The sequence below is a fragment of the Nonomuraea diastatica genome (genome assembly GCF_004349015.1).
Lineage (GTDB): Bacteria > Actinomycetota > Actinomycetes > Streptosporangiales > Streptosporangiaceae > Nonomuraea > Nonomuraea diastatica.
This window is the reverse complement of sequence record NZ_SMKP01000244.1, coordinates 1-13,582: the sequence shown is the minus strand read 5'-3', so window position 1 is coordinate 13,582 and position 13,582 is coordinate 1. Positions and strand designations below refer to the sequence as shown.

Sequence of the window (13,582 nt, the reverse complement as noted above, 5' to 3'; positions counted from 1 at the left end):
GCCCACGGCCCCGCACGCCGCCCCCGCCCACGTCAGGGTGCGCGGCAACGACTACCGGGTTCTCGGCCCTCCGGAGCACGTCACCCCGGAGCTCACGGTCAGCGTCGTCATCCCCGCCTACGGCGGTCAGGACAAGCTCGACCTGGTGCTTCAGGGTCTGGCGCGGCAGACGTACCCGGCGGAGCTGACGGAGATCATCGTCGTCGACAACGGCACCTCGCCCCCGCTGCGCCTGCCCCAGGGCACGGCCGCCCGGCTGGTCGTGTGCGGCAAGCCGGGCCGGGCCTGCGCCCGCAACGCGGGGCTCGCCGAGGCCACGGGCGACGTGATCTTCTGGCTCGACTCCGACGTGGTGCTCACACCGGGCGCGATCGAGGCGCACATGCGCTGGCATCACGCCGCACCCTACGCCGTCGTGACCGGCTCCCTCAGGTTCACCGGCGCGGAGCCGCCCGCCGAGCTGCCCCATGACCTGGAGGCGGTGTTCGAGCCGGCCGAGCCGCACGCCTGGATCGTCGACCTGGTCGAGCGCACCGACGGGCTGACCGCCAACCCGCAGCGCCCGTTCAGCCTGCACGTCGGCGGCGCGACCTCCGTCAACGCCCGCCTGATCGCGGCGGCGGGCCCGATGGACGACGACCTGATCCTCGGCCAGGACACCGAGCTGGGCTACCGCCTCGCCCAGGCCGGAGCCGTGTTCGTCCCCGAGCCGCGGGCCCGCGCCTACCACCTCGGGCCCACCATGCGGATGCGCGACAAACAGCCGATCGACCGGGTGAGCCACGCGTTCGTGGCCGACCGCATCCCGGCCTACCGCTGGTTGCGCGGCCATCCGGCGCGGCGGTGGAAGATCCCGTACGTCACCGTGGTGATGGACGGCACCGTGGGTTACGACACCGTGCGGCCGGCGGTGGACGCCCTGCTCGCCGGCACCGTCCCCGACCTCTCCGTGCTCCTCCTCGGCCCCTGGGAACGGCTCGGCGGCGAGCGCCGCGCGCCGCTGAAGGACCCCGACCTCGAACTCGTGCTGGTCCGCGGCCACTACGAACACGAACACCAGGTGCGCCTGGCGTCCGCCGAAAAGATCGACCCGGCCGTGCCGTTCGTGCTGCGCCTGCCGCCCGGCTGGGCGCCCGGCGAGGACACCGTCGCCCACCTGCTCGACCTGGCTCGCGACGAGGGCCTCGGCCTGGTGAACGTGCTGCTGCGAGAGTCGGCGGACGGCGTCGTCGCGGCTCGGCTGGAACGTACGTCGGCCTTCGCCAGGGCCCGCATCGTGGCGGCACCCGGCGAGGACCTCGACGACGCGGTGGACACGGTGTCGGGAGTCTCCTGGGTCGAGGGTGAGACCTGCGGTTTCACCGCCGAGCCCGTGCCGCCGACCGGGCGGCGGGCGGCGTACAAGGCCCGCGTCGAGGCGCAGACGGAGGCGGCCAGGCGGGCCGCCGAGAACGAGCGGCTGCGGGCGCAGGTGGCGAAGTGGAAAGAGGAGGCGGGGCGCTGGCGCAAGAGCACCGTCGAGCTGCGCCGCGAGGTCGGCGCCCTGCGTCGCCGGATCGCCGCCGCCAACCGCGCCCAGCAGAGCCTTCGCGTGATGGTGTCCACCACCATGAGACGCGCCCTCCGCAAACGCCTGCGCGGCTGACCACCGCGAGCAGCCTCTCGCGCCGGGCGCCTCGCGCGAACGCCTGCGCGGCGGACCGCCCCGCGCTGGTTCGCGTCGTCAGCCGGGGCGCAGGGCCGACTTCAGGCGTCTGAGCAGGGTCTTCTCGGACGGCTCGGCAAGCGCCGTCACCTGGGCGGGGATGGTGACCGGCTCCGGCGCGGGCGCGGGCGGCGCGGGCCAGTAGCGGTCCGGGGGCTCGTGGCGTACCCCATGGGTGATGTCGATCACCTCGTCCAGGTCCGCGCCCGGCCAGTTCGCCGAAGGCGACAGGAGCACGGCGCGGCCGAGCGCCGAGGTGCGTTCGAGCCGGGCGGAACGCCCGCCGGGGAGGTCCACGACCAGGATCCCCGCCAGGTCCTTCTGGACCGATTCGATCATGCGCTCCAGCGTCGCCCGGTGCAGCGGCACGTCCACCGGCCCTCGATAGCGGAACGGCGTCGGCGCGGGCGTCGGGGCGGCCTCGTCGATGAGGCGGACGCGTTCGTCGTGCGCGAACAGATCACGCATCAGCCGCAATTCGAAACACGGGTCGGACAACGTCACGCGCCGCTCGTCGTCCAGCCGCGACCACGGCCCGACCAGCGTCACCACGACGTCCTGCAGCTTGCCGTCCAGCGCCGCCGCCACCGCCCGCCGCACCACGGACTCGGACGTGTCGGTCACGTCGAGCACGATCTCGACGTACGGCACCAGCCACCGCCGCCCGCGGTCCTTGCGCAGGTCCCTGCGGAGCGGGATCCGGTGCGCCAGGTAGGGCTCGACCGCCCGCACGGCCCGCTCCCTGTCACGATGTTGCGAGGGCAGCCCCAGGTGCACGGCCTGCGCCTCCATCTCGGGCACGAACACCACGCCGTGCATCGCCAGCCGGTAGGAGAACTCGGTGTCCTCGCCCCGCACCACGTTCGGGTCGAGACCGCCCACGGCGTGGAAGATCTCCCTGGGCAGGGCGAAGGTCGGCCCCGTGCACACGTGGTAGGGGTTGCGGCTCTTGCGCAGCCCGTCGGTCTTGGCGATCGTCGCCTCGGTGGAGCTCGGCACGGCCTCGGCCAGGTCGAACACCTCGTCCAGGCGGCGCGCCGTGAAGACCTGGCGCGGCGTAGCCGGCGGCGTGTCGACGAACTTCTTCATCCCGATGCTGACCAGATAGTCGGTCACGTGGTGCCAGCGGGCCATGGCCTCGATGTGCTCGCGGCAGGCCACCATGTCGGCGTCGAGGCGCTGGATGATCTCGCCGTCGGCGGCCTTGACGCCCGTGTTGACGGCGTTGGAGATGCCCCAGCCGTCGCGCACGCGGACGACGCTGGTGTTGACCGGCCTGATCTCGGGCAGCCGGATCGGCGGATCGCTGCCGTCGTCGACGACCAGAACCTCCATGAGATGGTTCGGGTACGTCTGCGCGGCCAGCGCGGCCAGCGTCAGATCGAGCCCCTTCCCGCCGTGAGCCGGTATCACCACGCTCACGGACAGGTCGGGTGACCAGGCGCCGAGCTGCGGAACCGCTACTGGTGAATAGTCGTTCTGCGTCAAAGCAGGACGCGCGTTCATGGTGGTGACCCCCTGGCCGAGACCTTATCGGGAGATGCTGAGAATTTCCTGAATAGTGCCCCTGTCCAACGACTGTTCGGGGCAGGGGCACACGGGCTGCGTCCGTTCCGTGGCCGTGTCGTGTCCGTCCCGTGGACGCGGCTCCGCGACGGTCGTCCGCACCCCGTACACTCGGTGCCGAACACCGCAGGTAGGGAGTCCATCATGAGCAGGTCGTGGCGTGGCCTCATCGAGGAATACCGCGAGCGTCTTCCCGTGAACACGAAGACGCCCGTCGTCACGCTACTCGAAGGCGGCACGCCGCTGGTGCCCGCGCACCGCGTCTCCGCCCTGACGGGCTGCGACGTCTACCTCAAGGTCGAGGGCGCCAACCCGACCGGCAGCTTCAAAGACCGCGGCATGACCGTGGCCATCAGCAAGGCGGTAGAAGAGGGCGCCAAGGCGGTCATCTGCGCCTCCACCGGCAACACCTCGGCCTCGGCCGCCGCCTACGCCGTCCGGGCCGGGCTGACCTGCGCCGTGCTGGTGCCACGGGGAAAGATCGCCATGGGCAAGCTGGCCCAGGCGCTCGTGCACGGCGCCACGCTGCTGCAGGTCGAGGGGTCGTTCGACGACTGTCTCGAGATGACCCGCAAGCTGTCGTCCAACTACCCGATCGCGCTGGTCAACTCGGTCAACCCGTTCCGGTTGCAGGGGCAGAAGACGGCGGCGTTCGAGATCGTCGACACGCTGGGCGACGCCCCCGACATCCACTGCATCCCGGTGGGCAACGCCGGCAACATCTCGGCCTACTGGATGGGTTATCGCGAATACGCCGACGACGGGGTGGCGACGAAGCGGCCGCGCATGCTCGGTTTCCAGGCCAGCGGGGCGGCGCCCATCGTGGCGGGGGCGCCCGTCGCCCACCCGCACACGATCGCCACCGCGATCCGCATCGGCAACCCGGCCTCCTGGTCGCTGGCCATCTCGGCCCGTGACGAGTCCGGCGGGGCCATCCAGGCGGTGACCGACCGGCAGATCGCGGCGGCGTACAAACTGCTGGCGCAGGAGGAGGGCGTGTTCGTCGAGCTCGCGTCGGCGGCCAGCGTGGCGGGCCTGCTGCAGGCTCACGCGCAGGGCATGGTCGAACCAGGGCAGCGCGTCGTCTGCACGGTCACGGGCAACGGACTGAAAGACCCCGACTGGGCCATCTCGGGCGCGCCGGCACCCGTGGTGATCCCCATCGACGTCCACGCCGCGGCGGCGGCGCTCAACCTCGCCTGACGCCACACCAGGGCGCGGGGGCCACGGGGGAAGTGAGGAATCATGAGGGAAACGTGAGCAGCACTGTTCAGGTCCGCGTGCCCGCCACATCGGCCAACCTGGGGCCGGGCTACGATACGCTCGGGTTGGCGCTGAGCCTGCACGACGAGGTCGAGGTCACGCTCACCGAGGAGCCGGGGGTCGCCGTCACCGTGGAGGGCGAGGGCGCGGGTGAGGTCGACCTCGGCGAGGGCCATCTGATCGTCAAAGCCATGCGCACGACGTTCGCCCGCATGGGCGTGCCCCAACCGGCCGGGATCCGCCTGCGGTGCCGTAACAGGATTCCGCACGCCCGCGGGCTCGGGTCGTCGTCGGCGGCCGTGTGCGCGGGCATCCTCGGCGCGCGGGCGCTGGCCGGCGTGACAAGATTTTCCGACGATCAGGTCTTCGCGCTGGCCGCCGAGATGGAGGGCCATCCCGACAATGTCGCCCCCTGTCTGGCCGGTGGGCTGACCGTGGCCTGGTGCGACCACACGGGGGTGCCGCGTATGGTGAAACTAGCTCCCGACGAGCGCATCCGTCCGGTGGTCGTGGTCCCTTCGACCCGGCTGTCCACGGAGGCCGCACGGGGGCTGCTGCCGAAGGACGTGCCCCACAAGGACGCCTCCTTCAACGCCGGCAGGGCCGCGTTGCTGATCGCCGCGCTGACCCGACGGCCCGATCGAGAGGTTCTGCTCGCCGCGACAGAAGATCGGCTCCACCAGGCTTACCGCGCGCCTGCCATGCCGGAGAGCGCGCATCTGGTAGAACGTCTCCGTGCGGTGGGTGTGCCCGCGGTCGTTTCGGGAGCGGGTCCCGCGGTTCTTGCGTTTTCGACATCGGATTCGCAGGATTTGATCGCGCCAGAAGTGGGTAATGACTGGCACATCCAGCAAATGGACGTCGACCCGGTTGGTGCGAACGTTCAGTTCCCCGAGACACGCTGATGCCTCTTTAGACCTTCAGGGAATAGCCGTGTGCGCTGGTGATGTTAGGCTGATAGCCGCACCAGATGCCCCCTTGGTGGGTGCGTGCTTGTCAGCCACACATCGCTGCATCATGCTTCACGTCGCGAGGCGTGAGCAGCGCGGCTGTCTCCCCGGAATTCGTTGCCTCCGGTTGGCCCACACCCGGTTGGCTCAACGCGAGGTGGCGACGACGGGGACCTGCGCGTTCGAATCATCTCGACATCTGGTTGGCGACAGCAATCTGGGGGGTGTCAGCCACGCGCCACGGTCCTGTGGCGGCCTGGACGAGCCCCTCCCCAAGAGTGGCGGCCGTCTCCAGCGACAGCCGAAGATCGCAGAGTGCACCCCGACCCGGTCTGTCCCGCCGGATCGCAAGCACCTCCGGGACGCCCGGCAGAACAAAACCGGCGCCCGACCCCTGGGAAGGACCTTTTAGTTGAGCGACACCACCGAACTCCTCTCCGACGCATCAGGCGCTGAGCCCGCGTCCGGCGACACCCCCACCCGCGCCCCGGCCAAGCCGCGTGCGCGTCGCTCCGGCACCGGCCTGTCCGCCAAGGTGCTGCCCGAGCTGCAGAAGATGGCAGCCGAGCTGGGCATCAGCGGGACCGGGCGCATGCGGAAGAGCCAGCTCATCGCGGCCATCCAGGAGAAGCAGGGTGGCGGTTCCGGAGAAGGCGCATCGGCTCCCGCGGCCGCGTCCGAGGCTTCCGCTTCGGCCCCGGCGGAGGCGGCGCCCGCCGCCGAGCGGCCCACGCGGACACGCAGAGAGCGGTCGCGCAAGACCGCGGAGGAGCCCGCACCGCAGGCCGCCCAGCAGCCCGTCGCCGCGGAGCCCGTGGCCGCGAGCCCTGTGACCGCCGCGAGCCCCGTGACCTCCGCCGCGCCCGAGCCTGTCGCCGCCCCGGCCGAGCCGGTCGTCGACCAGCAGCAGGCGCAGCCCGTGGAGACCGGCCAGAACGACACGCGCCCCGAGCGTTCCGAGCGTGGCGAGAGCCGCCGCGAGCGCCGCAGCCGCGGCGAGCGGCGCGACAGGGGAGACCGCGGCGACCGGGGAGACCGCTCCGGCGGCGACCGGTCGGAGAGCAGCCGTGACGGCGGTCGTGACGGCGGCGGTCGTGACGGGCGCGACGGCGGCCGTGGCGACCAGCGCACCGACTCGGGCAATCGCGGCGACCAGCGAAACGACCAGCGAAACGACCAGCGAAACGACCAGCGCGGCGACGACGACGAGCGCGGCGGGCGTGGGCGCAGAGGCCGCTTCAGGGAGCGCAACCGTGGCCGTGGCCGCGACCGTTTCGACAGCGGCGAGCCGGTCATCGGCGACGACGACGTGCTCATCCCGATCGCCGGCATCCTCGACATCCTCGACAACTACGCGTTCGTCAGGACCAGCGGCTACCTGCCCGGCAGCAACGACGTCTACGTCTCGCTCGCCCAGATCCGCCGCAACGGCCTGCGCAAGGGCGACGTCATCACCGGCGCCGTGCGCCAGCCTCGCGAGGGCGAGCGGCGCGAGAAGTTCAACGCTCTGGTCCGCCTCGACACCGTGAACGGCATGGACCCCGAGCAGGCCCGCAACCGGCCCGACTTCAACAAGCTGACGCCGCTCTACCCGCAGGAGCGCCTGCGCCTCGAGACCGAGCACAACATCCTGACCACGCGGATCATCGACCTCGTGTCGCCGATCGGCAAGGGCCAGCGCGGTCTCATCGTCTCGCCGCCGAAGGCCGGTAAGACGATGGTGCTGCAGTCCATCGCCAACGCGATCACCCGCAACAACCCCGAGTGCCACCTGATGGTCGTGCTCGTGGACGAGCGGCCAGAAGAGGTCACCGACATGCAGCGGTCGGTCAAGGGCGAGGTCATCCACTCGACCTTCGACCGTCCCGCGGAAGACCACACCACGGTCGCCGAGCTCGCCATCGAGCGGGCCAAGCGCCTGGTGGAGCTGGGCCACGACGTGGTCGTCCTGCTCGACTCGATCACCCGTCTCGGCCGCGCCTACAACCTGGCGGCCCCGGCGTCCGGTCGCATCCTGTCGGGTGGTGTCGACTCCACCGCCCTCTACCCGCCCAAGCGCTTCTTCGGCGCCGCCCGCAACATCGAGAACGGCGGCTCCCTGACGATCCTCGCCACGGCCCTGGTCGAGACCGGGTCCAAGATGGACGAGGTCATCTTCGAGGAGTTCAAGGGCACCGGCAACATGGAGCTCAAGCTCAACCGCTCCCTGGCCGACAAGCGCATCTTCCCCGCGGTCGACGTCGACGCGTCCGGCACGCGCAAGGAAGAGATCCTCATGGCCAAGGAAGAGCTCCAGATCGTCTGGAAGCTGCGCCGGGTGCTCCACGCGCTCGACATGCAGCAGGCGCTTGAGCTGCTCCTGGAGAAGATGAAGGAGACCAAGTCCAACGCGGAGTTCCTCCTGCAGGTCCAGAAGACCACGGTGAGCAACGACCGCGACTGACGGCCTTCTGTCAGCGGAGCGTCGCGTGAGAGGCGGCCGGGGTATCCCGGCCGCCTCTCCTGGCGTTCCGCGTGGCGGGCCGTACGAGCGGGACGGCTCCGGCCTGACGGTCACCTGCTGCGCCCGCCGAGCCTGGTCGGGAATGCCTGATGGCCTGGGATGGTTGCACGATCTGGCACACTGGTAGCTGACCATTTTGCGGTTCCGGTTCACGCCATGCGATCTGGGCGACCCGGCGGCCGCAGCCCGAAAGGACAGCGATGAAGCGCGACATCCACCCCGAATACCACGTGACGCAGGTGACCTGTTCCTGCGGTAACACGTTCACCACGCGGAGCACCGCGAAAAACGGCGTGATCCACGCCGACGTGTGCTCGGCCTGCCACCCGTTCTACACGGGCAAGCAGAAGATCCTCGACACCGGCGGCCGAGTGGCTCGCTTCGAGAAGCGCTTCGGCAAGAAGCCCGCGGGCAAATAGCTCCACCGACGCCGGCCCGGTCGCACCCCGGTGCGCCGGGTCGGCGTTGTCGGTTGCGACGCCCCAATCCACGACGAAGGACGCACGGTGAATCTCGACGAGTTGCTCAAGGAGTATTCCGAGCTGGAGCTGCAGCTCGGAGATCCCGCCGTGCACGCCGACCAGCACAAGGCCCGCACCCTCGGCAGGCGCTACGCGCAGCTCACGCCGATCGTCGGCACCTATCGCGAGCTCGAGTCGGTCCGCGAGGACCTGACCGCCGCCAAAGAGCTGGCCGGCGAGGACGATACGTTCGCCTCCGAGGCGGCCGAGCTCGAAGAGCGCGTCCCCCAGCTGGAGGAGCGGCTCAGGCACCTGCTCATCCCGCGCGATCCCAACGATGACAAGGACATCATCATGGAGATCAAGGCGGGTGAGGGCGGAGAGGAGTCCGCGCTGTTCGCGGGCGACCTGCTGCGCATGTATCTGCGCTACGCCGAGCGGCTCGGCTGGAAGACCGAGATCATCGACAGCCAGCCCTCCGACCTGGGGGGCTACAAAGACGTGACGGTCGGCATCAGGGCCAAGGGCGACGAGGGCGTGTGGTCCAGGCTCAAATACGAGGGCGGCGTGCACCGCGTGCAGCGGGTGCCGGTCACCGAGTCCCAGGGCCGCATCCACACCAGCGCCGCGGGCGTGCTCGTCTATCCAGAGGCGGAGGAGGTCGACGTCCAGATCGACCCCAACGACCTGCGCGTCGACGTCTATCGCTCCAGCGGCCCAGGCGGCCAGAGCGTCAACACCACCGACTCCGCGGTCCGCATCACCCACCTGCCCACCGGTGTCGTCGTCTCGTGCCAGAACGAGAAGAGCCAGCTCCAGAACAAGGAGTCGGCCCTGCGCATCCTGCGTGCGCGGCTGCTGGCCATCGCGCAGGAGGAGGCCGACGCCGCCGCTCAGGCCGAGCGCAAGTCGCAGGTCCGCACCGTCGACCGCTCCGAGCGCGTACGCACCTACAACTTCCCGGAAAACCGCATCTCCGACCACCGGGTCGGCTTCAAGGCGTATAACCTCGACCAGGTTCTCGACGGCGAGCTCAACGCCGTCACCCAGGCCCTCATCGACGCCGAAATGGCGGAGAAGCTCGCACAACACTCATGACATTTCTGCTGGACGAAATCGCCCTGGCCACTGCCCGGCTGGCCGAGGCAGGTGTCCCCTCACCGCGCACCGACGCTGAGGAGATCGCGGCGTTCGTCCACGGCGTGCGCAGAAGCGAGCTCCACACGGTCAAGGACGCCGACTTCGACGCGCTGTTCTGGGAGGGCGTCGCGAGGCGCGAGGCCCGCGAGCCGCTGCAGCACATCACCGGCCACGCCTACTTCCGCTATCTCGAGCTGGCGGTCGGGCCCGGCGTGTTCGTGCCGCGGCCGGAGACCGAGGTGATGGCCGGCTGGGCCATCGAAACGCTGCGCGCGATGGACGTCACCGCCCCCCTGGTGGTCGATCTGGGCACCGGCTCGGGCGCGATCGCGCTCTCCATCGCCCAGGAGGTGGCGCTGGCCGAGGTCCACGCCATCGAGGTCGACCCGGGGGCGTACACCTGGGCCAAGCGCAACATCTCCGAGCACGGTCAGGGCCGCACCCACCTGCACCCGGAAGACCTCGCGGAGGCGCTGCCCGAGCTCAACGGCAAGGTCGACCTGGTCATCTCCAACCCTCCCTACATCCCGCCCGGCGCGATCCCGCGCGACCCCGAGGTGCGCGACTACGACCCCACCCGGGCCCTCTTCGGCTCCGGCGACGACGGGCTCGGCGAGGTGCGCGCGGTGGAGCGCACGGCCCGCCGCCTGCTGCGCCCCGGCGGCTGGGTGGCCGTCGAGCACGCCGACGAACAAGGCAGGGCCGTCTACCTGACGTTCCCCGAGGACAACGGCTGGCGTGACGTACGTCTGCGCCAGGATCTCACCAGACGAGACCGCTTCGTCACGGCCCGCCTGGGTCAGGATTAGGATGCACGCCAGCGGCCCGGCCTTCTCCCGCACGACGAGAGAGAGCGAAGCCACAGAACGAGTTGAGGGGAGGAGGCCTCGAGAGCGCCGCTCGTAGCCGAGCGGAGCGAGGCAACAAAACCGTGGGAAGACGCTTTGACTGCTCCGACCTCGAGCAGCGGACCGAAGGACTGACGGAGGCGGCGGCCGCCGTACGCCGCGGCGAGCTCGTGGTGCTGCCGACCGACACCGTCTACGGCCTCGGCGCCGACGCCTTCACTCCGTCGGCGGTCACCGGGCTGCTCGACGCCAAGGGCCGGGGCCGTGACATGCCACCGCCGGTGCTCGTGGGCACCGTCAGGGCCGCCACAGCGCTCATAGACGACCTGGGGCCCTATGGGCAGGACCTGATAGACGCGTTCTGGCCGGGGCCGCTCACGCTCGTCTGCAAGGCCAACAGGGCCCTTTCCTGGGACCTGGGCGACACCAAGGGCACGGTGGCCGTCCGCATGCCACTCCACCCGGTCGCCCTCGACCTGCTCAAGGAGACCGGGCCGATGGCCGTCTCCAGCGCCAACCGCTCCGGCGCGCCCGCCGCCACCACGGCCGAGGAGGCGGAGGAGCAGCTCGGAGAGTCGGTCGCCGTCTATCTCGACGCCGGCAAGACCACCGACCAGACGCCCTCCACCATCCTCGACCTCACCACGGCGGTGCCCAGGATGTTGCGGCGAGGGGCGATCCCGGTGGAGAAGCTGCGCGGCATCATCGGCTACGTCGCCACCGACGACTGACGTATACCGGCTGCTTATTCCGGCTGCGGTCGAGCTCCCGCCAAATTACGGTGAGGCGCGGAGCGGCTGCCATCGAGAAACCTGCTCACCAGACTGCCGCCCCGCTGTCGTTCCTGGCCACTGCCGTGGCGGCAGTCCGCGTGGCGGGTTTCTCATCGGACGTCGGGAGTGGCCATGGGCAAGTTCGACGGCATGGATGCCAAGCTGGTCCGTGACCTGCTGGCCGAGGCGAAACACGCGGCCGCGGAGATGCGCAAGGTCGAGGACCAGGTCCGGCTCACCATGAACCGGGCCGGGCTCTCCACCCAGACCACCCACCGTCCCGCCCAGATCGCCGACGCGGTCGACACCATGATCAAGGACGTCAACGTCCGGCTCGGGGTGCTGGAGAAGCGGGCCGATCCGCCCGGGATGGGGGCGGGCGCCTCCGACGATCCCAAAGGGGTTCGCGGGGATCGGGAGCGGTACGAGAATCCGCGCGCCGACGACAAGACCGACGACGTTCCCCCGAAGACCGGTGACGCTCCGCCCAAGACCGGTGATACTCCTCCGAAGACGGCGGATGATCCGCCGAAGACCGGTGACGATCCGCCGAGGAGGGGTGACTCGCCTCCCAAGACGGGCGACGATCCGAAGAGGGGTGATGCGCCGAAGACCGACCAGGACAGGGGTGGCGGCAAGGGCGACACCGACGTTCCGAAGGGCGAGGAAGCCCCGAAGAGCGACGACTTTCCCAAGGGTGATGACGGGAAGACCTGCGAGGAGCCCCGCACTGGCGACCAGCCCAGGACCGGCGACAGCGCGAGAACCGGTTCTGAACCCCGGACGGGTGACCAGCCGAGGACCGGCGACGACTCCCGGACGGGTGACCAGCCCAGGGGGGATGACGGGTCCGGGACCGATCCAGGCGGGAACGTCTGCGACGACGACAAGGGCACAGGTCAGGACACCGGCACGGATCGGGATTCCGGGGCCGATCAGGACGCCCGTACCGGTGATCAGCCTGTCGGCATGCCCAAGGACGACGAGGTGGACAGCAGGCGCGACCGCGGCGCCGAGGCCGAGACCGGCACGCGGGACGACCCGTCCGACACTCCCGCCCAGGACACGCACGATGTGAACAAACCGCAGGTCGTGGAGGTCGACGGGGTCAAGGTGTTGCAGGTGCCGCTCGACCCGCCTACCGCCGAGCAACTCGAAGACCTGCTGGAGAACACCGACAAGGTGGCCCCGGCCGAGATGCCCCGGCTGCCGGCCGACACCACCACCGCCTCCGACGTCAACGCCTGGGCGAACGACGGCAGTGAAGTGGTCTCCGCCGGCACGACCCCGCCCGGCCAGGACGCCCTGAAGACCGTGGTGGAGCACCACCGCGACATCCGGCCGCTGGACATGCCGGGGGTCGAGGTTCCGGCGGGCGAATACGGCAAGGGCGCGTGGGCCGAACGCGACATACGCCCCGACGGCCCCGCAGGCTCCATCGACCCCAGCCGTCCGAGCACCGGCGACGCGACCACCCCGCCGTCGAGCGACTCCACAGGGGGCGAGGACGGCACCTGCGCCCCCGGCACCGACGAGCAGCCGGGTGGCACGGGCAGGACACCAGGCGACACGACTCCCGGCGACGGTGGGACGACGCCCAGCAGACCAGCGGGGGACGAACCAGGCCAAGGTACGCGTGACGGTCAGGACCCCGGTGATCGTGAGGCCGGAAACCAGGATGACCGAGGTGCCGGTGACCGTGGGGCCGGTGACCGTGAGGGCGGTGACACTGGTGACCAGGAGACGGGAGACCAAGGAACCGGCAGGCGGGGTGAGCAAGGCGAACCCGTCAGGATCCCGCCGACGAATCCCTCTGTCGACCCACCCGATGGCAACTCCAACGGGACCTCGTCCACAGCGGCCGTCGCTGACCCCGACCCCGGCGGGGCAACGGGACGGGGTGACGGGATGGCGACCGTGTACGGCGCGGATCCACGTCAAGCGGGCGGCACGGGCCCGGCCTACGCGGTGCAGATCGCCTACGGCACCGAGCCTGCCTACGGCGGCGAGTCTTCCCGGGCCGAGCCTGTTTACGGCGGCGAGTCTCCCCGGGCCGAGCCTGCCTACAGCGGCGACCCTTCCCGGACCGATCCGGCCGACGGATCGGGGTCCGGGCAGCGGGACGGGGGCGGCGGCAGAGTCGGGACGGGCGGCGGCAGCGATGTGGTCTCCGTGAACGTCACCCCGCCCGACCTGGACGCCCTCAGGACGGTCATCGAGCACCACAGGGACATCCAGCCCGTCGACATGCCCTCCGTCGAGGTCCCGCCGGGTGAGTACGGCGAGGGCCGGTGGGCGCCCGAGGACATCAGGCCGGACGGCCCGAGCGGGTCGGTCGATTCCGGCACGCCGGAGAGGAGCGCGTGATGTACG

10 protein-coding genes are annotated in these 13,582 nt (G+C 70.5%); 9 read left to right on the top strand and 1 reads right to left on the bottom strand.

What is annotated here, in order from left to right; genetic code table 11:
* The first annotated feature begins 37 nt into the window (after positions 1-37).
* A complete protein-coding gene (locus E1294_RS47055; protein ID WP_132518496.1) occupies positions 38-1,645 on the top strand; it encodes a glycosyltransferase in 1,608 nt (535 codons plus the stop codon).
* A 78-nt stretch (positions 1,646-1,723) separates the two neighbouring features.
* Here the strand turns inward: E1294_RS47055 and E1294_RS47050 are convergent, their stop codons facing one another.
* Positions 1,724-3,211 (bottom strand): glycosyltransferase family 2 protein, encoded by a 1,488-nt coding sequence (locus tag E1294_RS47050; RefSeq protein ID WP_132518494.1) that lies wholly within the window; start codon positions 3,209-3,211, stop codon positions 1,724-1,726.
* Positions 3,212-3,415: 204 nt separating this feature from the next.
* Between E1294_RS47050 and thrC the strand changes: the two genes are divergently transcribed.
* From thrC to E1294_RS47010, 8 genes are all read left to right on the top strand, one after another.
* Positions 3,416-4,474, top strand: a complete 1,059-nt coding sequence (thrC, locus tag E1294_RS47045; protein WP_132518492.1) for a threonine synthase — start codon at positions 3,416-3,418, stop codon at positions 4,472-4,474.
* Positions 4,475-4,551: 77 nt separating this feature from the next.
* The gene (gene thrB / locus E1294_RS47040; protein ID WP_220448344.1) at positions 4,552-5,439 is read left to right on the top strand and encodes a homoserine kinase; all 888 of its coding nucleotides are present in this window, start codon (positions 4,552-4,554) and stop codon (positions 5,437-5,439) included.
* Between the two features lie 457 nt (positions 5,440-5,896).
* On the top strand, positions 5,897-7,927 hold the full coding sequence (gene rho / locus E1294_RS47035) for a transcription termination factor Rho (protein ID WP_132518488.1): 2,031 nt from the start codon (positions 5,897-5,899) through the stop codon (positions 7,925-7,927).
* 260 nt (positions 7,928-8,187) lie between these two features.
* The gene (gene rpmE, locus E1294_RS47030; protein WP_132518486.1) at positions 8,188-8,406 is read left to right on the top strand and encodes a 50S ribosomal protein L31; all 219 of its coding nucleotides are present in this window, start codon (positions 8,188-8,190) and stop codon (positions 8,404-8,406) included.
* A gap of 87 nt (positions 8,407-8,493) precedes the next feature.
* Positions 8,494-9,546: a peptide chain release factor 1 gene (gene prfA / locus E1294_RS47025; protein ID WP_132518484.1), complete on the top strand. Its 1,053-nt coding sequence runs from the start codon at positions 8,494-8,496 to the stop codon at positions 9,544-9,546.
* Positions 9,543-10,397 (top strand): peptide chain release factor N(5)-glutamine methyltransferase, encoded by an 855-nt coding sequence (gene prmC, locus E1294_RS47020; RefSeq protein ID WP_132518482.1) that lies wholly within the window; start codon positions 9,543-9,545, stop codon positions 10,395-10,397. Before prfA ends, prmC begins: the two co-directional genes overlap by 4 nt.
* A 122-nt stretch (positions 10,398-10,519) precedes the next feature.
* Complete coding sequence (locus tag E1294_RS47015) at positions 10,520-11,167, top strand: L-threonylcarbamoyladenylate synthase (protein ID WP_132518480.1); 648 nt, start codon at positions 10,520-10,522, stop codon at positions 11,165-11,167.
* Positions 11,168-11,341: 174 nt separating this feature from the next.
* The gene (locus tag E1294_RS47010; protein ID WP_132518478.1) at positions 11,342-13,576 is read left to right on the top strand and encodes a hypothetical protein; all 2,235 of its coding nucleotides are present in this window, start codon (positions 11,342-11,344) and stop codon (positions 13,574-13,576) included.
* Positions 13,577-13,582 lie beyond the last annotated feature (6 nt).